General features: G+C 35.4%; 21 protein-coding genes. 16 read left to right on the plus strand and 5 right to left on the minus strand.

Annotation, left to right across the window (positions count from 1 at the left end; genetic code table 11):
* Nucleotides 1-411: 411 nt before the first annotated feature.
* From KIK00_RS22640 to KIK00_RS22660, 5 genes are all read left to right on the plus strand, one after another.
* A complete protein-coding gene (locus KIK00_RS22640; RefSeq protein WP_255814496.1) occupies nt 412-2,334 on the plus strand; it encodes a DUF3857 domain-containing protein in 1,923 nt (640 codons plus the stop codon).
* Nucleotides 2,335-2,377: 43 nt separating this feature from the next.
* On the plus strand, nt 2,378-4,270 hold the full coding sequence (locus tag KIK00_RS22645; protein WP_255814497.1) for a DUF3857 domain-containing protein: 1,893 nt from the start codon (nt 2,378-2,380) through the stop codon (nt 4,268-4,270).
* Nucleotides 4,271-4,272: 2 nt separating this feature from the next.
* A complete protein-coding gene (locus tag KIK00_RS22650) occupies nt 4,273-6,207 on the plus strand; it encodes a DUF3857 domain-containing protein (protein ID WP_255814498.1) in 1,935 nt (644 codons plus the stop codon).
* A 103-nt stretch (nt 6,208-6,310) separates the two neighbouring features.
* A complete protein-coding gene (locus tag KIK00_RS22655; protein WP_255814499.1) occupies nt 6,311-7,135 on the plus strand; it encodes an RsiV family protein in 825 nt (274 codons plus the stop codon).
* Nucleotides 7,136-7,139: 4 nt separating this feature from the next.
* A complete protein-coding gene (locus KIK00_RS22660) occupies nt 7,140-8,030 on the plus strand; it encodes a diacylglycerol kinase family protein (RefSeq protein WP_370647725.1) in 891 nt (296 codons plus the stop codon).
* 196 nt (nt 8,031-8,226) lie between these two features.
* On the opposite strand, the gene KIK00_RS22665 is transcribed toward KIK00_RS22660, so the two are convergent.
* Both KIK00_RS22665 and ggt read right to left on the minus strand, forming a co-directional pair.
* Nucleotides 8,227-9,507, minus strand: coding sequence for a dicarboxylate/amino acid:cation symporter (locus KIK00_RS22665; RefSeq protein ID WP_255814500.1), 1,281 nt, complete (start codon nt 9,505-9,507; stop codon nt 8,227-8,229).
* Nucleotides 9,508-9,690: 183 nt separating this feature from the next.
* Nucleotides 9,691-11,379 (minus strand): gamma-glutamyltransferase, encoded by a 1,689-nt coding sequence (gene ggt / locus KIK00_RS22670; protein ID WP_255814501.1) that lies wholly within the window; start codon nt 11,377-11,379, stop codon nt 9,691-9,693.
* Nucleotides 11,380-11,615: 236 nt separating this feature from the next.
* Here ggt and KIK00_RS22675 point away from each other — a divergent pair, with 236 nt between their 5' ends.
* The 3 genes from KIK00_RS22675 to KIK00_RS22685 all read left to right on the plus strand — a co-directional run bounded on the left by KIK00_RS22675 (nt 11,616) and on the right by KIK00_RS22685 (nt 16,435).
* Nucleotides 11,616-14,528 carry a TonB-dependent siderophore receptor gene (locus tag KIK00_RS22675; protein WP_255814502.1) on the plus strand — a complete coding sequence of 971 codons (2,913 nt, stop codon included), beginning with the start codon at nt 11,616-11,618 and terminating at the stop codon, nt 14,526-14,528.
* Between the two features lie 104 nt (nt 14,529-14,632).
* Nucleotides 14,633-15,598, plus strand: a complete 966-nt coding sequence (locus tag KIK00_RS22680; RefSeq protein WP_255814503.1) for an NAD-dependent epimerase/dehydratase family protein — start codon at nt 14,633-14,635, stop codon at nt 15,596-15,598.
* 84 nt (nt 15,599-15,682) lie between these two features.
* Nucleotides 15,683-16,435, plus strand: coding sequence for a polysaccharide deacetylase family protein (locus tag KIK00_RS22685; RefSeq protein ID WP_255814504.1), 753 nt, complete (start codon nt 15,683-15,685; stop codon nt 16,433-16,435).
* A gap of 109 nt (nt 16,436-16,544) precedes the next feature.
* Here the strand turns inward: KIK00_RS22685 and KIK00_RS22690 are convergent, their stop codons facing one another.
* Both KIK00_RS22690 and KIK00_RS22695 read right to left on the minus strand, forming a co-directional pair.
* Nucleotides 16,545-17,750: a metallophosphoesterase gene (locus KIK00_RS22690; RefSeq protein WP_255814505.1), complete on the minus strand. Its 1,206-nt coding sequence runs from the start codon at nt 17,748-17,750 to the stop codon at nt 16,545-16,547.
* 68 nt (nt 17,751-17,818) lie between these two features.
* Nucleotides 17,819-18,886, minus strand: coding sequence for a 3-oxoacyl-ACP synthase III family protein (locus KIK00_RS22695; RefSeq protein ID WP_255814506.1), 1,068 nt, complete (start codon nt 18,884-18,886; stop codon nt 17,819-17,821).
* Nucleotides 18,887-18,987: 101 nt separating this feature from the next.
* Between KIK00_RS22695 and KIK00_RS22700 the strand changes: the two genes are divergently transcribed.
* The 8 genes from KIK00_RS22700 (at nt 18,988) to KIK00_RS22735 (ending at nt 25,278) form a co-directional block, all read left to right on the plus strand.
* Nucleotides 18,988-19,557 (plus strand): hypothetical protein, encoded by a 570-nt coding sequence (locus tag KIK00_RS22700; protein ID WP_047376865.1) that lies wholly within the window; start codon nt 18,988-18,990, stop codon nt 19,555-19,557.
* Between the two features lie 72 nt (nt 19,558-19,629).
* Entirely contained in the window at nt 19,630-20,292 is a 663-nt protein-coding gene (gene ubiE, locus KIK00_RS22705; protein WP_255816701.1) for a bifunctional demethylmenaquinone methyltransferase/2-methoxy-6-polyprenyl-1,4-benzoquinol methylase UbiE, read from the plus strand.
* A gap of 3 nt (nt 20,293-20,295) precedes the next feature.
* Nucleotides 20,296-21,078, plus strand: a complete 783-nt coding sequence (locus KIK00_RS22710; protein ID WP_255814507.1) for a porin family protein — start codon at nt 20,296-20,298, stop codon at nt 21,076-21,078.
* A gap of 139 nt (nt 21,079-21,217) precedes the next feature.
* On the plus strand, nt 21,218-21,520 hold the full coding sequence (locus KIK00_RS22715; RefSeq protein ID WP_047376863.1) for a hypothetical protein: 303 nt from the start codon (nt 21,218-21,220) through the stop codon (nt 21,518-21,520).
* Nucleotides 21,520-21,807, plus strand: a complete 288-nt coding sequence (locus KIK00_RS22720) for a cell division protein ZapA (protein ID WP_034695967.1) — start codon at nt 21,520-21,522, stop codon at nt 21,805-21,807. The genes KIK00_RS22715 and KIK00_RS22720 overlap by 1 nt, the downstream gene beginning before the upstream one ends.
* Before the next feature lie 233 nt (nt 21,808-22,040).
* Entirely contained in the window at nt 22,041-23,606 is a 1,566-nt protein-coding gene (rny, locus tag KIK00_RS22725; protein WP_255814508.1) for a ribonuclease Y, read from the plus strand.
* Nucleotides 23,607-23,679: 73 nt separating this feature from the next.
* On the plus strand, nt 23,680-24,921 hold the full coding sequence (locus KIK00_RS22730) for an MFS transporter (protein ID WP_255814509.1): 1,242 nt from the start codon (nt 23,680-23,682) through the stop codon (nt 24,919-24,921).
* Nucleotides 24,922-25,098: 177 nt separating this feature from the next.
* Nucleotides 25,099-25,278 carry a hypothetical protein gene (locus KIK00_RS22735; RefSeq protein WP_255814510.1) on the plus strand — a complete coding sequence of 60 codons (180 nt, stop codon included), beginning with the start codon at nt 25,099-25,101 and terminating at the stop codon, nt 25,276-25,278.
* 81 nt (nt 25,279-25,359) lie between these two features.
* Here KIK00_RS22735 and KIK00_RS22740 read toward each other — a convergent pair whose 3' ends face one another.
* Entirely contained in the window at nt 25,360-26,295 is a 936-nt protein-coding gene (locus KIK00_RS22740; protein ID WP_255814511.1) for a YeiH family protein, read from the minus strand.
* Nucleotides 26,296-26,331: the final 36 nt, after the last annotated feature.

The following is a 26,331-nucleotide window of genomic DNA, read 5'->3' on the forward strand; positions in this document are numbered from 1 at the left end:
TCTGTTTATTATTAATTCTACAGCTTTTGAATTATATAAATCATAATTTATTTTAAATTTGAAACGCAGACAATATGAAGGTTACCACTTTATGCACAGAATAAATATCTAGAATAAGTATAAATATTCTGTTTTAACTTTTCAGAATTTAAAAATGAAAAGTTGATAATGTGTTCATATCCTTATAAGTACATCTAAAAGAGTACTTTTTAAGTATTAGGTTAAGGCTTCACAATGTTGAAGCCTTTTATATTTTTTTAACAGTTATTAAGATTTTCTTATTTTTGCATAATTTTAATAACTATGATGAAAATATTAGTTTTGGGGGCCTTCTCTGTTGCCTCATTATATTTTGCACAAAGCTATCCTGCTTCTGCAATTCCTGAGAATTCCAAAAAAGAATAACATTCCATGAAAATTAATACTAAAATTACTGTAGCAGTGAGTTGTCTTGTGTTTAATATGTTTTTTACACAGCATAAATTCCTCTCTCCACCTGCCTTTGATGAAGCTGACCTTAAGAAAACGAACTCACTGATAGAAAAGGATGCACCTGCTGAGATACTCTACAATAGTGTTCGATATAATATCATGAATGATAATTCATTGGAAAAAGAATGGTACTCAAAAATTAAAATCTATGATAAAAAGCGCTCAGAAGATTGGCTTAATATAAGCATCCCTCTTCTTACTGATGAATCTCTGAGTAAATTTGAAGTTAGAATATATAATTTCTCCAATAATAAAGTCGAAAAGATCTTAATTGACAAAAAAGAGCAGCTAAAAGAGAATTTTACAAAAGGTATAAATATTTATAAGCTTGCCTTACCTAATATTTCAGACGGATCTGTAATAGAATACAGTTATAAAGTGACGAGTAATAATATATCCAATCCGGTATATTTTCTGGAGTATAATATTCCCGTTGTTTATCAAGAATATAATTTGGAATACCCTGATGCGCCTATTACTTATTCTTTTAACAGTACAGGAAGCATTATTAAACCAAAATATCATGTCTCCACTACCGAGGATCGTTTAGGAGCTTTATATAATGTTTTCAGATTTGGATATACGGATATGAAATCTATTCAGAAGGAAAAATATGTAAAAGATTTGGATAGATTCAGGGGGAAAATAAAACCTGAACTCAAAAGATTTTCAACCAAATATTTTACTTATAATGAGTTCAAAGACTGGAACAGCCTTGCAGACAGGCTTTATAACTTTGATGACTTTGGGAGTTTTTTAAAAGGTAATGTGAAAGATGTTCTTCCTGAGAATATTAAAACATATTATGAGCCTTTAGGAAGAGCAGATAAAATTTTCAATTTTGTCAAAGAAAACTATAAATGGAACGAAAAGACAGGAATAATGGCTTCCCAAAATTTAAGACAGCTCATAAAAACGAAATCTGGAAATAGTGCAGATATTAATCTTCTTTTGATTATGCTTTTAAGAGACGCCGGAATTGAGGCTAATCCTCTTCTGATTTCTACTGTTGACAATGGTATTTTAAATATTATTTCACCTAATGTTAACAACTTGAATTTTGTATTAGCATCAGTTAAAATTAATAATCAGACTTATTTTTATGATGCAACTTCCTTTAATTCTAAAGTGAATATGTTACCAGAGAGGGATTGGAATGATTTCGGGATTTTGCTGGAAGGAAAAAAAGGAACTTCACTTTCTTTCTCCAATACCAATATAAGTAAAAAAGAAATGAATATTAAAGCCAGCTTAGATCTGGAAAACTCTTTAGTGAAAGGAATTTTTACACAAAAGGATAGCGGGATGTATGCAATTAACTCTTATGATGAATTTGATATAAATAAGGACAAATATAAACAGGTATTTCCACTGCAATATAATATAGATGGGAAAAATGTGGAACCAAAGCTATTGGCTAATGGTGATTTTGAGACCCAGATGACATTTTCCGATACTAATCTGATGGATGTAGTAGGAGACAAAATAGTCATCAATCCAATCATGTTTTTAAATGCTGAAAAAGAATTGTTTGATCAGTCCCAAGAAAGAAAACATCAGATCGACTTTATTTCAGCTTTTAATAAAGAAAAAAGAATAGAGCTGGAAATTCCTGAAAATTATAAAGTTTCGAGCCTTCCGAAAGATAAAAAGATCGCTACAGATGACCAGGAAATATCTTTTTTATACAAGGTTGAAACGCTTGGTAACAAAATAATAATTACTTCAAAAATAGGTGTTGCCAGCCAAAACTATCCTAAAGAATACTATGCGTTTTTTAAACAAATCTGGAAAACGATCTCTGAAACGGAAAATCAAGTAATTAGTTTGGTAAAAAAATAAGAAAAAATTTTAATAATCTATTATTTATTTAAAATTAACAGTAATGATGAAATTTTTAATTTTAGGGGCTTTGTCCACAGCCTCATTATATTTTGCACAAAGCTATCCTGCTTCTGCAATTCCTGAGAATTTAAAGAAAAATGCTAATGTTGTTATACGAAAAGATTTTACAACTGCTCAGATAAATAAAGTTGATCAAATAAAATATCAGTATAATACGGTTACTACAGTTTTAAACAAAGACGGTAATGATCAGGCTACAGCCTATATTCCTTATGATAAGGCAAGGCGTATTTCAAATGTAAAAGTGACTATTTATGATGAAGCCGGAAAAAAGATTAAAAGTGTGTCAAAGTCTGATTTTCAGGATGTAGCAAATAACCCTCAGGGAATTTTTTATTCAGATAACAGAGTCTTAGTATATTCTTATACACCGGCTCAGTATCCTTATACCGTTGACTTTTCTTATGAAACGGATGATGAAAATACAGTTTTTATCCCTGACTTTGTGCCATTTACTTCTATCAAAACGTCACTGGAAGAAGCACAGTTTAAAATCATTAATACTTCAGGAATTGAACTTCGTACTAAGATATATCCGTCCAAATACAACTACGCTTCTGTTATAGAAAGCGGTAGCGCAAATGATAAAACCTATTCATACAAAAACGTACCTGCTATAGATGATGCTTTTATGATCCCGCAGCCTGTTAAAATATTACCTGCAGTAAACTTTGCCCTGGCAAAATTCAGTTTGGCAGGAAAGCAGGGAACTTTGAATAACTGGACAGATTTCGGAACCTGGATTTATAATGATCTTCTGATACCTGTTTCAGCTTCTACTCCTGCTATCAAGGCTGAAGTGGCATCTTTACAACTCCAGGGATCTGTAGAAGATAAGGTGAAGAAAATTTATCAGTACATGCAGAACAAAAGCCGTTATATTGCTGTGGCATTAGGAATAGGGGGTTGGCAGCCTATGATGCCGGATGAGGTTCAGAAAAAAGGCTATGGAGACTGTAAGGGACTTACGAATTATATGAAAGTCCTTCTGAACGAGGCAGGGATTTCATCCAATTATTGTATCATCACCTCTGGCCGTTCACAGGTTTCCTTTGATCCTGAATTTCCTTCTATGGGTGGAAATCACGTTATCTTGATGGTGCCGACTGAAAAGGGGAACATCTGGCTTGAAAATACTTCTCAGCAAATGGCTTTTAATCATTTAAGTTACAGTACAACCGATAGAAATGTACTGGTAGTGACCCCCAAGGGAATCGAACTTATCAATACGCCAGTATATAAAGCAGAACAAAATAAAGAAAAACAGGTGTTGAAAATTAACCTTAACGAGGATAACAGTATCGCCGGAACGGGAAACTTTTACTATACAGGAAATCAGTATGATTATAATTTAAGGTTCGTAAATCTAAATCCAAAAGAGAAAAATGATGCGGTAAAAGCCAATTTTGACATTTTGAACTTTGAAAAAGTGGAAATGAAAAACTTTAACAATGACAGAGACAATGCTGTTATTACATACGATCTTGATTTTAAAACCAATAATTTCTCTAAAAAAGCAGGAAACAGCCTTTTATTCAGATCTGTACCCATTTTTTCTGATGTTGTTTATAAGACAGACGAGAACCGTGAACTTCCTTTTGAAGTCAATATGTCCTATGAAGATGAATATGAAATTGCTTTTATTCTTCCTATGGGCTATAAAGTTGATGAAACTCCGGATAATTCAAACATCACTTCTGAATTTGGGTCATATAAGCTAAGCTTTGTTAAAAGTGATAATCAGGTAAAAGTGACAAGAAAAATGCAGATCAATAAAGGTCTGTACCCAAAAGAAAAATACAATGACTACATAGGTTTCAGAAAAAAAATTCTGAACATGGATAATTCAAAAATTTTAATAACAAAAATATAACCATGAAAAAACTAATCGTATTGGTCCTTTGCTCTGCCAGTGCAATAATGATTAATGCTCAGAAGAAATACGAGTTTCTGAATCCTCCGAAATTTAATGATGCAGATTTGTCTAAGACAAAATCTTTATTGGATGAAAATGCTCCTGCTGAAATTCTGTATAAATCTGCTTACTTTATGGTGGATGCAAACACAGGGAATCTGCACAAAAGATATTATTATAGAGTTAAGATTTATGATAAAGATAAAGCTGAAGACTGGCTGAATCTTGAAATTCCTATTTATAATGTTGGGACTAACAGAGAATCACTAGGTAAATTTAAGGCTTTTACATACAATCTTGAAAACGGAAACACCGTTCCGGTAAAAGTGGAAAAAAGTTCACAATATAGAAGTAAAGAGAATAAATATGTTACTCTGACAAAATTTGCTTTTCCGAGTGTGAAAAATGGATCAGTCTTAGAATATCAGTATGAAATTATATCTCCGTTCCGATTTATGATTCCTGAAGTATTGATAGAATCTGATACTCCTTCACTGAACACAGAATATGTTTTTGATACGCCTATCAATATGTCATACAATGTAAACTATACTGGAGGAATTTCACCTAAATACAGGGAAATGGAGGAAAGGAATCTATACGGTACCCAATACAAAACCTTTAGATTTGCTTATGAAAACCTAAAAGGCTTTAAGACTGAAAAGTTTGTAAGAAATGACAGAAACTTCAGAACGAAGATCAGTGCAGAGCTGAACTCTACCAATTTCGGTGAGCTTAAACTATATTCGTCATCATGGGATCAGATTGGGAAAAGACTTTATGAAAGTGACGATTTTGGAGGGGAACTGAAACGAACAAAACTGGCAAAAGAAAATATGCCGGCAGGAGTTTCAGAAATGAAAACCGATCTTGAAAAGGCAAATGCCATTTTTTCATACGTCCAGAAGACTTTTACCTGGAATAAAGATAAAGGAATTTATACAGAAGATGGTATCAAAAAATTGTTGGAAACCAAGGTAGGGAATGCCGCAGAAATCAACCTTTTTCTGGTAATGATGCTTCGCGAAGCAGGTCTTAAAGCTGATCCGTTGGTAATTTCTACAGTGGAAAATGGATTGATTAATTTAGTGTCTCCCAATATTTCCAATATGAATTTTGTATTGGCTGCGATCAATATTGATAAGCAATTGCATATTTATGATGCTACCTCAAAACAATCCTCTCTGGATGAAATACCTCTTAAAAACTGGAATCAATATGGGATTTTGGTCACTAAAGAAAAGGCCCTGCAGATTCAAATGTCTAATTTGAAATCAAGTAATACTTTCCTTACAGTCAATGGTAAAATCAATGATGACGGAAGTATTTCCGGAACCTATTCGGACAGAGATACGGGGGCCTATGCGATGTATGTGAAAGACAGCTATGATGATAATGCAGAAAAATATAAAAAACAATATAAAGAAAACTTTTCTATGGACTTTACGGATATTGATTCAAAAGTTTTGGAAAATGGAGATTTTGAAAGCAGCATGAAATTCTCTTCAATGAACCTTATTGATAGAGTAGGAAAGAAAATGATCATCAATCCGATGCTGTTTTTAAACAAAAGTTCCAATGAGTTTGATCAGACGGAAGTTAGACAGTATCCCATCGATTTTGGATCGCCTATCACCAAAGTAAAAAAAGTTATTCTTGAAATTCCTGAAGGATATGTGATTGAGGAAATGCCTAAAGAAAAAAGAATCGTTACAGAAGATAAAGAAATAGCATATACCTATTCTGTAGAACAAAAAGGAAATAAACTGGAAGTAACTACCACAACAAAAGTTAGCAGTTCAGATTATCCGAAAGAATATTATCCTGCATTTAAACAAATCTGGGGGGTAGCCTCTAAATTTGAAAATCAGGTAATAAGCCTTGTTAAAAAGTAATATTTAAGAAAGCTTAAGCAAGATTTACAAAAAAAAATAAAGTTTTTTCAAAAACCATTCATCTTTTGAATGGTTTTTGTATTTGATATCAGAAATTAGAATTATGAAAAACACAATTGCTGTTATAGCATTATCTTCTTTCTTAGCAGTGACGGCCTGTAAAAAAAATGAAAAGGCAGGGCCAGCAGAAAAAACCGAAAATAAAACCGCTGAAGGATTTGTGGTAGATTCTGTGAAAGTGAATGATTCTACAAAGATTACAGACTCTTTAAAAGTGAGCTACACTTCAAAACTGTTGGTTTTCCCCTCATTAAAAGATAAAAAGCTATTAGACAGTATCTATTTCCAGAATGAAAAAATCAAAGACTTTTCCAAAGCAGGGCTTCAGACTTACCTTGATAAAGAAAAGAATGATTATTTCAATTCTATAAAAAATGATAATAAAGATTGGGTTTCAGATGTCACTTATGCTCAGAATTGGTATTCAAGCTCACATATGAATTTGATTTCCAATACAAATAATTATATGCATATTCAGTATGTAGGAAGCGGATATGAAGGAGGAGCCCATGACAATTATGGTTTTTCAGAAAGAGTTTTTGATCTTAAAAACAGTAAAAAATTGGAATTGAAAGATATTACTTCAATGCCTAAAAATAAAATTGAAGCAATTCTGATGAAAAATATCGATAAAATTAACAGTGGAACAATGGATGGTGATGGAGAAGTGAAAAACTCAGAAATGTTGCTAGTTGAGAAAATTCCAGCATCCGATAACTTCTATTTTGATGATAAAAACCTGTATTTCCATTACAGTCCTTATGAAATTGCAGCTTTTGCAGCAGGAGATATCACAATTCCTGTTTCATGGGAAGACCTGAAAGGAACGTTAAATGGTGAATTTAAAGAAAGAATGAAAATTAAGTAAATTAATGCTTCCAGATCAGGAAGCATTTTTTAATTTTGCGGTAATGGAAAAAGTAGCTTTTATTATCAACCCTTTTTCGGCCAAAAAAAACTATCAGCCGTTTTTGAACGAACTTAAAACAAAGGTAAACAACCCGTTGTATTATGTATCAGAATCTATTCCGGGAACAGATGAGTTTATTCAGGCCCATTTTGAAGAAGTGGATGTTTTTGTGGCCATTGGAGGAGATGGAACAATTTCTACAGTAGCCAAAAATCTGATTAATACAGAAAAAATTCTGGCTATTTTTCCAGCTGGTTCAGGAAATGGATTTTCCAATGAAACCCAGTTCAGTAAAAATCTGGATGAACTTTTAGAAAAAATAAAAACCAAAAACTCCAGAAAGATTGATACTTTTACGGTAAACGACAGGCTTTCTATCAATGTTTCAGGAACAGGATTTGACGGTAAGGTTGTCAAGGAATTTGAAAAAACAAGCCGTGGATTCAAAAACTATATCAAAGTTTCCCTAAAAACCTTCTTCAACTACAAACCCATCAAAGTAAAGTTTTTTGATGAAGAATATCAACAGTATAACGGACGGTATCTGATGATGAATATTGCCAATACCCGTCAGTTTGGCAACAACGCTTACATTGCCCCGAAAGCAAGTAAAAGTGATGGTTTGGTGGATATGGTTTTGGTGAAAAAGTTTCCTCTGACTTATTCTGCGCTGTTTGCTTTCAGAATGTTCACCAAAAGGCTGAAAGATGATGAATATGTCACTTATCTTCCGGTTTCCGAAATATCATTTAAAGTCAATACCAAAAACTGGCATCTGGACGGTGAATTCAATAAAATCAAATCACCGGTTCATGTGAAAGTACAGCCAGCGAGTTTGAGTATTTTGGTTTAAGGTTGCTAGTTGCTTTTTGTTGCCGGTTTTATTAGGTTGTCATTATTTTGAATCTTGGTTCTTGACTCTCCATCAAAACTCACTATTCACTTGCTAAGCAAAATTCACCATTGGCATCAATAAACGTAGCTAATATTTCACCGAAATCTCCTTAATTCCTAATCCCTGCAACCTAAAACCTACCATCTGTCACCTCTTACACCTCCAGCTTTTTCTCAACTTCAGCCGGATGATCCAGACAATATTGAAGCTGTTTTTTATCAAGCTGTTTTTCCCAGTTGGCAACAACTACGGTAGCTACAGAATTCCCGATTACATTCGTCAGCGCTCTGCATTCACTCATAAATTTATCTATTCCAAGGATTAATGTCATTCCGGCAATTGGAATTTCCGGAACTACAGCCAGGGTTGCTGCCAATGTTACAAATCCGGCACCGGTAACACCAGCTGCACCTTTTGAACTCAACATCGCTACCAGAAGAAGCATCAGCTGTTTTTCAATAGGAAGATGGATGTTTAATGCTTGTGCGATAAACAGAGAGGCAAGTGTCATATAAATATTGGTTCCATCAAGATTGAAAGAATATCCTGTAGGCACTACAAGACCTACAATGGCCCTGGAGCAGCCTGCTTTTTCAAGCTTTTCCATGATTCCCGGAAGAGCAGATTCCGAAGAGCTCGTTCCCAAAACAAGAAGGAGTTCTTCTTTAAGGTAAAAAAGAAGCTTGAAAATGTTAAATCCATTATACCATGCTACAGATCCTAATACCAGAACTATAAAAAGGATAGATGTGATGTAGAATGTACCTACCAGAAATATAAGGTTCAATACAGAGTGAAGTCCATATTTCCCAATCGTAAATGCCATTGCTCCAAAAGCTCCGATTGGGGCCAGTTTCATAAGCATATGAACGATTTTAAATACCGGAGTTGATAGATCCTGTAAAAAATCGGTTACTTTTTGGCTTTTTTCCTTTGTTAAAACCAAAGCGACACCCATTAAAATAGCAACCAGCAGAACCTGAAGAATATTATCACCCACCAAAGGACTGAATAAAGTCTCCGGAATAATATTCATAATAAAACCTGTAAGCGTTGATTCATGAGCTTTTGCCTGGTACTGTGAAACATCACCCGAAAGAGTAGAAGGATCTATATTTAAGCCATGACCCGGCTGTAAGATATTTCCTACCAATAATCCAATGATAAGCGCAAGAGTTGAAAATGTGAAAAAATAGATCATTGCCTTTATAGCAATTCTGCCTACCTTTTTCAAATCGGTCATGTGGGCGATTCCTAAAGTAAGCGTAATAAAAATTACCGGAGCGATAATCATTTTAACTAATTTGATGAATCCATCCCCCAGAGGTTTCATTTTTTCTCCTAATTCAGGATAAAATTTTCCAAGAACAATACCTGCAACTATTGCTATAATAACCTGGAAATAAAGCTGATTGTATATTTTTTTTGCTTTCAAAGAACAGTCGTTTTGTTTTTTTAAGGGCGAAAATTAAGAAAATTTATCTGAAAACATGACAAAAGTCATTGGAAAGATCTGTGGCAGCGCTTCAATCAATAAAAAATTCCGGCTTCATTCGTAGAAAGGCAGAAACCTTTTTAGAATGAAGCCGGAGTTGTATTATAATATGGATATATGATATTATTCCACTGCAACAGAGTCATCTCCACGGCCGTCTGCCACTGCATGGATGTTTCCGTTTTCGTCCAGGACAATCATTTCTGTTTTTCCAATGTATTTTGTCTTTTCAATGATGTAATTCTTGCTTTTCAACTCAGAAATTGTACTTTCAGGGAAGTTGTTTTCTACGGTAATGGTTTCCGGAAGCCACTGATGATGAAATTTTGGTGCATTCACAGACATATTGGCATTCAACTTAAAATCCACAACATTCACAATAGACTGGTATACTGAAGTAGGGATTGTGGTTCCTCCAGGAGTTCCTACCACCATATAAGGTTTCCCATTCTTAAGGAGAATAGTTGGAGTCATGGAAGAAAGCATTCTCTTGTTAGGCTGGATAGAATTGGCTTCTCCACCCACTGCCCCAAACATGTTTGGTACACCTGGTTTGATAGAGAAATCGTCCATTTCATTATTTAAAAAGAAACCAGCTCCCGAAACCAGTACTTTACTTCCATAATAGCCATTAAGAGTTGTGGTTACAGAAGCTGCATTTCCATCCTTATCCAATACGGAAATATGTGTTGTCTGCATAGATTCTTTAGGCTGCTCTATGATTTTACCCACTTCAGCACTCGGAGTGGCTTTGTCAAAACTGAAACTTTTCCATCTGCCTTTCAGATAGTCGTCGGAGATAAGATAAGAAGTTTTATCCTGGATAAAATCCGGATCACCCATATATTCTGCTCTGTCTGCATAGGCTCTTCTTTCTGCTTCAGCCATGATCTGAACAGCTTTTGTAGAATTTTGCTGATATTTTTCAAGGTTTTCAAAACTAGCCATTCTTAGCATTTGGGCAAGGAGAACACCTCCACTTGATGGTAAAGGCATGGTAACAACATCATTTCCTTTATAATCAAATTCCAGTGCTTTTCTTTCGGCAACTTTATAATTTTTTAGGTCTTCCAGGGTGATGATTCCGTTGCCTCTTTTCATTTCAGCAATCAAAAGATCAGCTGTTTTCCCTTCATAAAAACCTTTTGCTCCTAATTTCTGGATCAATTTCAAGGTTTCGGCCAGGTCTTTTTGAACCAATAAATCTCCAGCTTTCCATGGAGTATCTTTTACAAAAATGATAGAGGATTTATTATGTTTCTGAAATTTTTCTCTTTGGTTATTAAGCATTTCTGCTTCTTTATCCGTAATGGCAAATCCTTTTTCTGCAAGATCAATGGCAGGCTGGATAATCTTTTCCATAGGAAGTTTACAGTATTTCAGGGTTGCAAAGAATCCTGCTACACTTCCCGGAATACCTACGGCCAGTCTTCCGTTTTGGGAGAGATCAGTATCTGCTTTTCCTTTTTTATCAATGTACATGTCTCTGGAAGCCTTTTTCGGAGCTGTTTCTCTATAGTCTAGCGTGAATTTTTCGCCATTATTTTTTACTCCTACTAAGAATCCACCACCTCCGATATTTCCCGCCTGGGGATATACTACGGCAAGGGCATATTGTGTTGCTGTTACAGCGTCATAGGCATTTCCACCCATTTTTAAGATTTTGGCTCCAGCTTCACTGGCTAATGGATGTGCAGAAACTACAACTCCTTTATTTTTTACCTGTACTTCTTTGATAATATTAATATCTGTAAACTGTGACCAGGAAAAACTATAGGAAAGAAGAGTAGCAACTAAAACTATTTTCTTCATAAAATGATATTTTAAGACAAAAGTATCAATTTTAAAATAGAGTCTTATATCAGTGTAATAAATAAAATAAAGAAAATTATAATGATTTGTTTTATTGTTAAGTTATTTTGATGTTTATTATTTATTTTGTAATTAATTATAATAAATGTGTTGAAATATTTTCAAAAATTAATTATTTGTTGATTATTCTATTTATTCTTAATGTTAATTTATATACATTTGAAAAAAAAATACACATGAAAAAAAATTACCAGAAAATTGTTTTGGTGGGAGCCTTATTTTTTATTTCTACAAATGCTATGGCTCAAACTAAAGATTCATTGAGTGTTAAAAGCGTAGAAGAGGTGAAGATTACTGTTGGCTCCAGAAATAAAGCCAGAGTAGCTACTGATACCCCAGTGCCTGTAGATGTTATTAATGTCGGGTCACAGTCAGTATTAAGTCCGCAAACTGATCTTAATCAAATTTTAAATTACGCAGCGCCTTCTTTTACCTCAAACTCTACAACTGTAGCAGACGGGACAGATCATGTGGATCCTGCACAATTAAGAGGATTGGGGCCGGATCAGGTGTTGGTTTTACTCAATGGAAAAAGAAGGAATACTTCCTCATTGGTTAATATTAATGGTTCACCGGGAAGAGGATCTGTAGGAACGGATCTGAATGCTATTCCGGCGTTTGCTATTGAAAGGTTGGAGGTATTGAGGGATGGAGCTTCTGCACAATATGGTTCTGATGCTATTGCCGGAGTCATTAATGTTATTATGAAAAAAAACACCAATGCTTTTACGGCAGCCATTACCGGAGGCGGGTTTAATTCAAAAGGAGCTAATGATCATTATGGAGGATGGGATGGCGGAAAGTATCAGCTGGATTTGAATTATGGGACTAAAATCGGGAGCAATGGATTTATCAATTTTACAGGAAGTTTGTTGAGTAGAAATGATACGAGAAGGGCAAAAGCAGCTACCGGTGATATTTTTAATGCTTATAATGCTATTGAGCAAAGAGCATTGGAAGACGGAGTGAATATTTCATCTCTTTTTGGAAACATTAATAATACACCTAATACGACACAAATAATAGATTATATACATAAATATGCTCAAGATGTGAGCTATTTAACAGCAGCACAACAGGCAGGGATTCAATCGGCGAATACAATTTCTGGACTACAAGACCTTTTAAAGGTTGATGTTACAGAAAATGAACTTGCTTACAGAGGTTTGATAAGAGATGATTTTAATATGAGGGTTGGGCAGTCCAAGCTTGGATCAGGTCAGTTTTTTGTGAATTCTGAATTTGATATTTCCTCAACGGTTCGGGGGTATGCTTTTGGAGGGATTTCTTACAGAAGTGGTAATGCTGCCGGTTTTTATAGAAGACCCAATCAAAACAGAACCTCTACCTCTATATATCCAAATGGTTTCCTTCCGGAAATAGCCTCGGATGTTATAGATCTTTCATTTGCTGCGGGATTTAAAGGGAAGTTAGGAAATATTAATTATGATATTAGTAATACTTTTGGGCAAAACACTTTTGATTATACGATAAAAAATACAGCCAATGCCTCAATGCGATATCCGAATAAAACAGAATTTGATGCAGGAGGTTTAGGATTCTCTCAAAATACCATCAATGCAGATTTTGATACGAAAATAGACTGGTTAAAAGGCTTTAATGTTGCCTTTGGAGGGGAAATGAGGTTTGAAAAATATAAAATAGAAAATGGGGAAGAAGCTTCCTGGGCACTTTATGATATTAACGGAAATATCCAGACTCCCACAACAAATCCTCTCTTAAAACCTACAGATTTTTTTGGAGTTTATACTCCTCCCAATCCAGCTCTTCCAGTTGGCCCAAATAATCAAGGAGCAATTACTAGTACAAGACCAGGAGGTTCTCAGGTGTTTCCAGGTTTTCGCCCTGAGAATGCTCTAAATAAAGGAAGACATTCTGTTGCGGTTTATGTGGATACGGAATTGGATGTAACTGACAGATGGTTGCTGAGCGCTGCACTTAGGTTTGAAAACTACTCAGATTTTGGGTCTACATTCAATTATAAACTGGCAACAAGATATAAACTAACTGATCAGATCAATATCAGAGCAGCGCATTCTACAGGATTCAGAGCACCTTCCTTACAACAAATGTATTTTAATGCTACTGCTACACAGTTTGTTGGAGGTGTGCCGTACGAGGTGGGAACTTTTTCAAATGATTCTGATGCAGCCAGATATTTAGGAATTCCGCAATTGAAGCAAGAAGAATCAACGAGTTACTCTGCCGGTTTTACAGCTAAGATCCCACAAGCAAACCTGACATTTACAGTGGATGGTTATTATATTAAAATTAAAAACAGAGTGGTTTTAACTGATCAGTTTTCAAGACCCTCAGGAACTTATCCGGTGGGAAGTGACCTTGGAAATTTACAGGCTGCTTTTGATAAAGCTAATGCTAATGCAGCTACCTTTTTTGCCAATGCAATTGATACCCAGACTAAAGGTATTGAAGGGGTGATTTCGCATAAAGCAAAGTTTTCTGAAAGATTTTCTTTGAACTCAGACTTGGCAATTACTGTTTCGAAGACTAACAGGGTAGGAGATATTCATGGTTCCGATGTTTTAATCAAAGCCGGTCAGGTAAACAGGTATTATTCTGAATCCAGCCGTGTATATCTTGAAGAAGCTATTCCAAGATTTAAAGCTTCTCTGAATAATGCTTTAGAGATTGATAAATTCAGCCTGTTGTTGAGGAATGTTTATTTTGGAAAAGTTACAGATCCTAATACAATGGATGCCAACGGGGATGGAATTGTAAGTGGAGAAATTATTAATGGCCAGGCTGTTGCTACTGAACATCCGGTATGGGGAGGAAAAGTGATTACAGACTTATCTGTGGGATATAAATTTACCAAAAACCTTAAATTAACAATAGGAGCCAATAATTTATTTGATATTTATCCCGATAAAAACTATGGTCCGGCAGTTGTAAAAACACCTTCTTTGGATGCATCCGGTAAACTTGTATACGTTACTACTTCTACTATTGATCTTTCTAATCAGAATCAGTTTGTATACTCCCGAAATGTTTCTCAATTTGGAATGAATGGAAGGTTTCTTTTTGCCAGAGTGAATCTTAATTTTTAATCAATATTTTTCTTAGAATTATAAAAGGTATGCGAAAGTGTACCTTTTTTATTATGGTTGCCATGTTTTTTTTACTTTTGTACAATTCTAAAAAAATCTGAAAAATGGAATCCTATACGGAAAGAATACTGATTACAGGTGCCTTGGGACAAATTGGTACCGAACTTACGAACAGACTTGTTGAAATCCACGGAGCAGAGAACGTTGTTGCTTCAGGATTGGACAGATGGCAGGAAGGAATTACTTCTGCCGGACACTATGAAAGAATGGATGTTACCAATACACAATTGGTAAGACAGGTGATTCATGATTACGAAATTACTACAGTGTATCACTTGGCATCGCTTTTATCCGGGACTTCGGAAAAGCAGCCTATTTTTGCATGGAAACTGAATCTTGAACCACTGCTTCATTTTTGTGAAATGGCGAAAGAAGGGCTTCTGAAAAAGATCTTCTGGCCAAGTTCTATTGCTGTATTTGGAAAAGGAATTCCAAAGCATGATGTGGGACAGGATGTAGTATTGAATCCGACAACTGTTTATGGGATCTCTAAAATGGCAGGGGAGAAGTGGTGTGAATACTATTTCGATAAATATGGTGTAGATGTAAGAAGTATCAGATATCCCGGATTGATCTCATGGAAAACTCCTGCAGGTGGTGGAACTACTGACTATGCTGTTGAGATTTTCTATAAGGCAATTGAAGATGGAAAATATACAAGTTTCATTTCCGAAGATACAGGGATGCCGATGTTGTATATGGATGATGCTATCAATGCAACCTTGAAATTAATGGACGCTCCTAAAGAAAGTTTATCTGTTCGTTCTTCTTATAATTTGGGCGGAATGTCATTTACTCCAAAAGAACTGGCAGCAGAAATCAAGAAAGAAATTCCAGATTTTGCTATTGATTATAACCCGGATTTCAGACAGGCAATTGCAGATTCATGGCCGGCTTCTATTGATGATTCAGTAGCTAAAAAAGACTGGGGTCTGACTTATGATTTCGGAATTTCTGAAATGACAAAGGATATGATCAAGAATCTGAAAGTAAAATTAGGTAAGGATTAATAATGTAAAGTAAAACTTTAATTAATTATTATTTTAACATCTGATTTTTAACAATTTATATAATTTATATAAACTTTAATTTAAATGGTATTATTAACTTTTAACATCACCTGTATTGAAGCTGAAGCAAAAAACGGCTTCCAAATTACTGATGATGAACGATTGGAAATCATAGAAAATAATACCAGAGCAATTCTTAGAATTTTAGATATTCATGATATCAAATCAAGTTTTTTTGTAGAGGTTTCTCTAGTTGGAAAACTTCAAAGTTTAATAAAAGCAATTTCATCCAAAGGGCATGAAATTGCTTTTTATAATAAAGACTCGAGTCCTGAAGAAATTGAAAGTGCCAAAAAGAATATTCAGGATCTGCTGGAAAAACAGATCAGAGGAATACGTCAGAAAGATGTGAAAGTTGATCAGGAAATTTTGAAGCTGATGGAATTTAATTACGTCTCGAATATTGATAATGCCAATATTCTTTTCCCTTTCAAAAGGCTCAAAAGAGATACGGAAATTACAGAAGAGGATGGATTGAGTATTGTCCCTGAAAGTATCTCTCCCTACAGTCAGTTACCCTATAATGATTTTGTGTTTCAGATCCTGCCGATGAAGTATTACCAGAATATGGTTCTGGAAACATTGCAGAATGAAGAATTTGTTCTGATCTACCTGAACACATGGCAGTTTACAGATTTTAAGAAATACCGATTTGATATTCCTTTTTACCGGAGCTTATTTTCGGGCAAAAAAATGGAGGACAAATTAGATGCCCTCCTTACTTTTCTTAATGACAGGGAAATGGCTACTTCCCGTATGAAAGATTATATTTTTTAGGGAGTAGGTGTTAGGTTGCAGGGATTAGGAATACTATTTTTCGTGATGATAAATATTCAATTTCTAAACCTCTAACCTTAAACCTTAAACTTTGAACATTGAACTTTAATTAGCTCAGTTCAAAAAGAGTAATCTCTGGCAATACACCCACTCTTCCCGGATATCCCAATACTCCAAACCCTCTGTTTACATACAACAGTTTTCCTTCACTTTCATATAAATCGGCCCATTTTGGGTATCGGTACTGAACAGGTGACCATTTTATATTTTTAAGATCTAATCCAAACTGCATCCCATGCGTATGTCCTGAAAGGGTCAGGTGGATGTTTGCAGGGTGCTTTTTTACCACATAATCAAAGTGTGTGGGGTCATGGCTCATTAATATCTTTGTGGCAGATTCTGGTACCCCTTGTAATGCGTCGTCTATTTTTCCGAATTGAGGGAATGGTTTTAATCCCCAGTTCTCAACACCCAGAATGTATAGCTTTTCTCCGTTTTTTTCGATAACTCTATGCTCGTTTCTCAGCATATCAAAACCAGCCTGTTTTTCGTAACCGATCAAAGTATCAAGATTTTCTTTTTTAGCTGCAGGTGAAGCCCAGGTTACATAATCTCCGTAATCGTGGTTTCCTAATACCGCAAATTTGCCGTCTTTAGCCTGGATTTTTGAAAATAAAGGAATGAAAGGTTTGAACTCATCAGCGACGTTATTGACCATATCTCCTGTGAATAACACCAGATCAGGTTTTTGTTCATTGATCAGGTCAATGGCGTGCTGTAATTTGCCTGGATCAGAGAAACTTCCACTGTGAACATCTGAAATCTGGATTATTTTATATCCTTTGAAACTTTTCGGAAGATTGTTGAATTTTACTCTTACTCTTCTTACGGTATGACGGTATTTGCCAAAAGTAATTCCGTCTATGAAAAGAGCGGAAAGAACACCTCCCATTCCCAGGCCTACAATGCTCAGAAATTTTCTTCTTTCCGGGAAGAAATTTTCAGAAGATTGGGTAAAGCCGATCAGGTATCCTCCGGTTCTGATAATATCATCAATTAATAGAAACAGAACTACGAAGATTTTAGGAAGGATGAATATCAAAAATAAAGAGATCATGATCTGAGCCCTTACCGTACTTCTGTCTGATTTTTGGAAGTGAGTTACTTCGTAAGCGAAAATTCCATACACGGCTAGAGAGAGTACCCAATATCCGATTCTTATCCATGAATTATCAGTCAGTGTTCTGATAGCCTGATAAATATAAACTTCCAAAAACAGGAAGATTGCCGCGATGATTAAAAAATTCTTTTGCATGTTCTGATCAAAAAAGCACAAAGAATAACTTCCCTGTGCTTTTATATTTTTTTTGTTTATTAAATATTTTAAGGAAATCTGTAAACGAGCGCATTGATGTTCATTCCGGCACCTACCGAAGTCATAACAATGTTCCCTTTTTCTTTAAACGATTGACCCTCCATTTTTCCTTTAATTATTAAATCATACATGGTAGGAATTGTTGCTACAGAAGTATTTCCAAGATCCTGAATCGTCATAGGAGAGATCGCATGATCATATTCTTTGATGTCATAAAGCCTGTGAAGTCTTTCAATCATAGCGTAATCCATTTTCGCGTTTGCCTGGTGAATTAAGATTTTGTCTATATCTTCAATAGAAAGACCTGCATCTGTAATAGTGTCTTTGATGGCAACAGGTACGTTTTTAAGAGCGTATTCGTATATTTTTCTTCCCAGCATTCTTACATACAGACGTTTTTGGTCAACTTCTTTATTGATAGATGGGGCATTTTCAAGATAATTAAGCTCCGGACCATTGTCACAGATTGTGTTGTGGGCGATAATTCCTACATTTTCTTCATCAGTTGCCTTTACTACTACTGCTCCGGCACCGTCAGCAAAGATCATTCTGTTTCTGTCATGCGGATCTGTTACACGGCTCAATGTTTCACCTCCTATTACAAGAACTGTTTTTGCTACTTTAGCTTTAATTAAATTATCGGCCAAAATCATAGCTTCTACCCAACCAGGACATCCGAAAAGCATGTCATATGTCACACATTTTCTGTTTTTGATTCCCAGTTTATTCTTTACCCTTGCTGCCATTGTTGGCATGAAATCAGCATATCCGTTTTCAGTAACTTCTCCGAAATTGCTTGCATAGATGATATAATCTAATTCTTCACCGTCTACTTTTGCATCCTCAAGGGCAATTTTTGCAGCTTCATAACCGATTTGTGAGTTGGAAAGATCATCTTCAATGAATCTCCTGTTTTCGATTTCTGTAATCTCTACAAATTTCGCAATGGTTTCTTCCACAGGCTTTTCAATCTTGACACCATCCTCTGTATAGAACTCGGAATTCATAAAGTAATCTCTACCAATAACTCTGTTCGGAATATAACATCCAGAGCCAATAATGATCGTATTCGGCATTCGTTTATATGATTTTTTTAAAGATGCAAAGTTAATAATTAATATTAATAACGGAGAATTAAAAATATTATTAAATTTGCAAAAATTGTACTTTACAATCTATGAAAAACAACTCGTCCTTAAAAGGCTTACTTATTGCAGCTGTGGCGTTTATCGTTGCCTTTGGGATCTACTTCCTTTTTTTAGCCAAGAAGAATTATTATGTTGTAGATAATCCTACCCCGAATACGTATTACTTTAAGATCAATAACGGGTCTGAAGGAATCATCTCTGCCGGGCAGTATGTGCATGTGGATCTGAATAAAGGGAAAAACTCTATTCAGGTTTTTGATCAGAACAAAAAAATGCTGTATGATTCAGCATTTGAAGTGAATAAACTTCGTGGTTTGATTAATATTACCCATCAGGATTACTATGTAAATGATCAGTATTACGGATACAATCTTAAAAAAGATTCGTTGCTGGCGAACCTTGATAAAACTGTTATTGACGGAAAGGATTATTACGGAGGAGCAAAACGCTTCAATAAGCTTTACACAGAAGATTTTTATTACAATGTAGATGAAGATTATGATAAAGTGATCAAGAATATCCAGAAAGTGGAATCACGATCTAAAATCTTCAGAAAGCAGGATTACCTAAATTATTATAAAGAATATTACAAGTTTTAAGTTTTGACAAAAGATATCACCAAAGTTACTCCCTACAATTCAGAGGCTACTAAAAAAAGTCAGGTAGAGGATATGTTCGACAATATTGCACCGAAGTATGACCTTCTGAACCATGTTTTATCCATGAAAATTGATGTTTTGTGGAGAAATAAACTGGTAAGATGGATTAAAAATGATAATCCGCAGGAAGTGCTGGATGTGGCTACAGGAACGGGAGATCTGGCAATTACCATTGAAAAAGGAACCGGTTCTAAAGTAGTTGGATTAGATTTATCACAACAAATGCTGAATGTTGGCGTTATTAAAATAAAAAAACTTAAATTAGACGGCAAAATTTCCATGCAAAAAGGGGATGCAGAAAATTTACCTTTTGAGGACAATAGATTTGATGCCGTTTCCGTTGCATTTGGAGTAAGGAATTTTGAAAACCTTACCAAAGGTTTGGCAGAGTTAAGAAGAGTAGTTAAAGATAACAAAAGTGTTTATATACTGGAGTTTTCAAAGGTAGAGGGTTTCATGGGGCCATTTTATATGTTTTATTTCAAAAATATATTACCTGCTATCGGCAGATTGGTTTCTAAGGATAATAGGGCGTATACATACCTTCCGGATTCTGTAAATGCTTTTCCTTTCGGGGAGAAGATGAAACAAATTCTTTTAGATACGGGATTTAAGAAAGTAGAATATAAAAAATTAAGTTTAGGTATAGCCACAATTTATAAAGCAACAAAGTAACCTATGAATAAATTTCTATTAAAAGCACTGGTTTTAACCTCAGTAAATGTTGCCGTTTTTGCAAACGCGCAATTCAGAACCCGAAACAGAATGGATAAGTTGGAAGATTTCGACGAACAGAAATTCAGTTGGGGGTTTTATTTGAACGGGAACAGACTGGATTACCGCATTGTTTTGCATCCGAAATACGGGATGAATGATAATGAAAACCTTGTTACATCCAAGGAAAGCTATAGTTTCGGTGCCGGGCTTATTGCAAAATGGAGACTGAATGATTATCTTGATGTAAGGATAGAACCAGGTTTACAGTTTGCTCAAAGACAGTTGACTTTTAATACTCAATCCAATGACATTTATGCAGGTGGTTCTTTAACCAATCCTCCTTTTATGCCGTTCCCTTTGCAGGAAAAGGATAAAGTAAGAGAAATTAAATCTACATTAATTGACGTTCCTGTACTTTTGGAACTTCATGGACAAAGATGGTACAATTCAAGACCTTACGTTGCAGCAGGGGTTAACTATGTTGTTAACCTTCAGTCTAACTCAACTTCCACAGATGATAACATGCAGGGGATCTACAGATCAACTACCCATAACTTTGCATGGTCTGCAGAAATGGGAATCCAGTTTTATTTCAATAAATTTAAACTGACTCCTGCCATCAGAGGAACATTCTTCATGAACAATGAAAAAGTGGCAGATAATGCTACTACACCTCCTTACTGGGCATCTGCAATTTCTACATTACAGACAAGAGCAGTAATGTTTGTTCTGAAATTTGAATAAAAAATATTTCATTGAAAAATAGACGGGAGGTGCATTAGCACCTCCTTTTTTGTTGTTATATCAAAATATAGAGTGTTTTATTTTTGTTAGTGTTATTATTTTTTTATTTTTGCTTTTAGTTAGAATATACAAACCTGAAATGCTTCAAGATTTAGAAAACAATTTTTCAGAATTAGAGAGAAAGATTTCGACTCTGCAAAAGAACTATAAAAATCTTACGGAAAATTTAAAAGAATTAAATATTGAGCATGAAGAGTTGAAGAAGAAATATGATGAGGAAAGAAGAAAGAATCAGGTATTAGCAGAAGAACAAAAAAATATAAAACTTTATTCAGCAATATCAGGAAATCCTGAACACAATAGATTAATGAAAAACCATATCAACAGATTGGTGAAAGAAATTGATTTCTGTATTGCTCAGCTTCAAAACAGTGGATTATAATGGAGGTAAGGAGAATAACCGTCAACATTGCAGGAAGAGTGTATCCGCTGAACGTACCGGCAGCAGAGGAAGAAACTTTGCGTAAAGTAGGAAAGCAGATCGAGAATATGATTAAAGATTTTGAACAGAACTTCGATGTAAGAGATAAACAGGATGCTTTGGCAATGTGCGCCCTTAAACTGGGAACCAATGCAGAAGTAGTTTCTCTTAACTACGAAAAAAATATTAATTCTACCAACGAAAGATTAACGCAGATTAATCAGTCGTTGAATGAAATCGGGAAATAGATTTTTTTCCTGAAAAATTACTGCCTACAATAATTCTAACACATTAAAGGTAAACTCAACGCTAAACAATTACCGAACAAATGTCCATCGAATGGCGTGCCGGATTTCCGGATTACAGACAGTGGAAATCAGTTCAAATCGTGTTGATTAGGAGTTTACTCTCAATCTCTGGATTATTGTGGGCTTTTTTTATTTAACAAGGATATGAATACAATTAAAACTCAATATAAATTATGATAGAAGTTATAGTAGGTGTTGTTTGTTTAGTAATCGGGGCTGTAGTGGGAATATTTTTCTCAAAAAGCTCTTTGAATACTAAGGCAAAATTCATCATAGATGATGCTAAGAAAAACGCCGAAAACCTTATAGAAAAAGCTAATGTACAAGCTGAATCCATAAAGAAAGAAAAGAACCTTCAGGCAAAAGAAAAATTCCTGGAACTGAAATCTCAGCATGATGCAGACATTCAGTCCCGTGAAAAGAAAATGCAGGAAGTTGAAAAGAGAACGAAAGACAAGGAGCATAAGCTGAATGATGAACTTAGCAAGACAGGAAAACTTGAAAAAGATCTGGACAAGCAGATTGCGGACTATGCTAAGAAAACCGAAATCCTTGAAAGAAAACAGCAGGAATTAGATACAGCTAATGCTAAGAAAGTAGAAATACTTGAAAAAATCTCTAATTATACAGCTGAAGAAGCTAAAGCAGAATTGGTGGAAACCATGAGAGCGGAAGCAAAAACAAGAGCACAGGCACACGTTCAGAGTATCATGGAAGAAGCTCAGATGAATGCCAAAAACGAAGCGAGAAAAATCGTTATTCAAACGATTCAGAGAATCGGAACTGAGCAGGCTATCGAAAACTCAGTATCTGTTTTCAATATCGAGTCTGATGAAGTAAAAGGTAGAATTATCGGTAGAGAAGGTAGAAATATCCGTGCTTTAGAAGCCGTAACAGGAGTAGAAATCATCGTTGATGATACCCCGGAAGCAATTCTTCTTTCATGTTTTGATCCGGTAAGAAGAGAAATTGCAAGACTATCCCTTCACAGATTGGTTACCGATGGTAGAATTCACCCGGCAAGAATCGAAGAAGTAGTTGAAAAAACTAGAAAACAAATTGAGGAGGAAATCATTGAAGTAGGTAAGAGAACCATCATTGATTTAGGAATCCACGGTTTACACCCTGAATTGATCAAAATCGTAGGTAGAATGAAATACCGTTCTTCTTATGGACAAAACTTACTACAGCACTCAAGAGAAGTAGCAAACATTGCTGCAACTATGGCTGCTGAGTTAGGATTAAACGTAAAACTAGCAAAAAGAGCAGGTCTTTTACATGATATAGGTAAAGTTCCTGAGCAGGAATCAGAATTACCACACGCGCTTTTAGGAATGCAGTGGGCTGAGAAATATGGTGAAAACCCTGAAGTAGTAAACGCTATTGGAGCTCACCACGACGAGATTGAAATGAAGTCGTTATTATCTCCGATTATTCAGGTAGCCGATGCAATCTCAGGAGCAAGACCGGGAGCAAGAAGACAGGTATTGGAATCTTATATCCAGAGATTGAAAGATCTTGAATCAGCTGCACTAAGCTTCGATGGAGTATCCAGTGCTTATGCGATTCAGGCTGGTAGAGAACTAAGAGTAATGGTAGAGAGCGGAAAAGTGAACGATGAAGTAGCTTCTCAACTTTCTTACGATATCTCTGAGAAAATCCAGAATGAACTGACTTATCCTGGACAGGTAAAAGTAACAGTAATCAGAGAAACGAGAGCTGTGAATATTGCCAGATAATAGTCCGAAAAAGATATTTGATAAAAACCTTTCAAGAAATTGAAAGGTTTTTTATTTTTATCAAAACTTAAAAATGCAAGAACTGTCTATGTCTTCAAAACTGAAGTACATTTTTTCTATTCCCGTTATTATTTCTGCTTTAGGCTATTTTGTAGATATTTATGATCTCCTTTTATTCGGAATCGTTAGAATACCAAGTTTAAAAGCTCTGGGACTTAATCCGGATGCTGACGGAACCTTTATTCTGAACTGCCAGATGGTGGGACTTCTCATCGGAGGTGTTTTCTGGGGTATTTTCGGAGATAAAAAAGGAAGGCTTTCCGTACTCTTTGGATCTATTTTAGTGTATTCCTTAGCTAATATCGCTTGTGGTTTCCTTCCTTATTTTCCAAAAGAACATTTATTATACCAATATGCCGGTTTGAGGTTCATTGCAGGCATAGGTCTGGCCGGAGAGCTCGGAGCGGGAATTACGCTGGTTTCTGAAAGTCTGCCGAAGAGTTTAAGAGCAATCGGGACCTCGGTTGTTGCCGGTTTTGGATTAATGGGAGCTGTAGTGGCTCAGCTTACAGTAGAACTGGCTGGTGGCTGGAATATTTCTTACATTATCGGTGGGATTATGGGAATTATGTTATTGATACTGAGAATAAGTGTATCCGAATCCGGAATTTATAAGAATATTGAGCACAAAAACGTTTCAAAAGGAAATTTTCTATCCTTTTTTACCAATAAAGACAGATTGACAAGGTATTTAAAATGCATTGCTGTAGGATTGCCTACATGGTATTGTATAGGGATTCTGGCTGTTTTAGCCAATCAGTTTGCTCCTGAATTAGGAATTAAAGAGATCAACCCCGGAAAAGCAATTATGTGGGCGTATGTAGGGATTTCTGTTGGTGATCTATTGAGCGGATTTATTTCCCATGCTTTAAAATCCCGTAAAATGGCCATCTTCTATATGCTGATCTTTACCCTGATCGGAGTGGCAATTATGCTTTTTGGCAATACCAATACAGAAACAAAATACTATCTGTTTTGTGTATGGCTTGGCTTCGGGACAGGATATTGGGCCATGTTTGTGACACTGGCAGCAGAACAGTTCGGAACTAATATCAGAAATACAGCAACGACAACCGTTCCCAATATGGTAAGAGGGTTGGTTCCGGTTATGATTTTTGCTTTTGATTCCCTTAAAGGACATTTTCCGGTTGTGGAAAGCGCGGCCATAGTGGGAGTGGTGGTATTTGGACTTGCATTTTATTCCTCGCTTACTATTTCGGAGACCCATGACAGAGACCTGGAATTTACGGAATAATTTGAACTGTTTAAATAATAAGACTGTTCTATTCCTTATTTTGAATATAATAATTACATTAGAATCAATAAATTATTAATTTTCACATTAATTTTTGTTGCGTGTAATTAATATTTGTTTAACTTTGAAATGTAACTAAAACTATATTGTTTAATCAAACTAAATCTCATGAACATTATGAAAAACGCTAAAAAATTAAGAAAGCAAGATCTGAAAAACATCACTGGAGGAATAAGCGGAAACCCTGATTTATCTCTTTGCGGATGCAGCTGCTCAGGAGCAGTAACAGGACCATGGTATTGCGTACAGTATATCGGTTGTCCACAGGTTTATACTTGTGGTGAAGCCGCAATCTAAAGAAAATTATTTCAATACGAAATAAACATTTCCACATTTAATATGCAGAACCCTTTTGAGATCAAAAGGGTTCTGCTGATTTTAATGAATAATGTAAAGAAGGCTGCCAATACTTATAGTAACCCATAGAAGAACTGCTGTAACCAGAGGTTTTAAGCCAATTGACTTCAGTGTCTGAATAGAAAGGGTAGAGCCAATGAAAAACAAGGTAAGATTCAGTCCGGATTTTGCTAAAACAGTTATTGAAGTACTTAAACGGTCAAGAAACGGGAAATACGTATTCAGAAGAATGGCTATAATAAAATATCCGATGAACCACGGAATTTTTATTTTGGAATCTTTACTTTTAAAAATGAACATCGTAATCAATGAAACCGGAATAATCCATAAAGCACGGGCAAGCTTCACTGTAGTTGCTATTTTCAAAGCTTCATCTCCATATTTACTGGCGGCACCCACAACAGAGCTTGTATCATGAATTCCCACTGCGCACCAAAGTCCAAACTGTTCCTGTGAAAGATTCAACAAATGTCCTATGGCTGGGTATACAAACAATGCAACAGAATTTAATGTAAAAACAATAGCCAGTGCAAGTGAAATCTGTTTCGTGCTCGGCTTGATGATAGGAGATACTGCAGCAATGGCACTCCCTCCACAAATAGCTGTTCCCACAGAAAGAAGATAAGATAAAGGTCTTTCCAATTTAAATACTTTTCCCAGGAAATAACCCAATACCATTACTGTAACAATACTTACAACCGTTAACATCAGTCCTGTTTTCCCGGCATGGAGGGCTTCATCCAGTTTCAACCCGAATCCCAGACCGACAATCGAAATCTGCAGCAGCAAATGAATATAGTGATGAAGGTGTTTCTCAAATGGATTTCCTATAAAAACAGCTAGGGCAAATCCCAAAGCCAGAGCAATGGGTGAAGATATAAGCGGAGTAAGACATAGAACTGCTAATACAATAAAAAATACTTTCCGGGTCATTTCATTTTGGATGAAATCTTTCATAATGCGAACTTTTAAAATCTGCATCAAAATTCCGGA

Origin of the sequence: Chryseobacterium sp. MA9, assembly GCF_024399315.1 — a bacterium.
Taxonomy (GTDB): Bacteria; Bacteroidota; Bacteroidia; order Flavobacteriales; family Weeksellaceae; genus Chryseobacterium.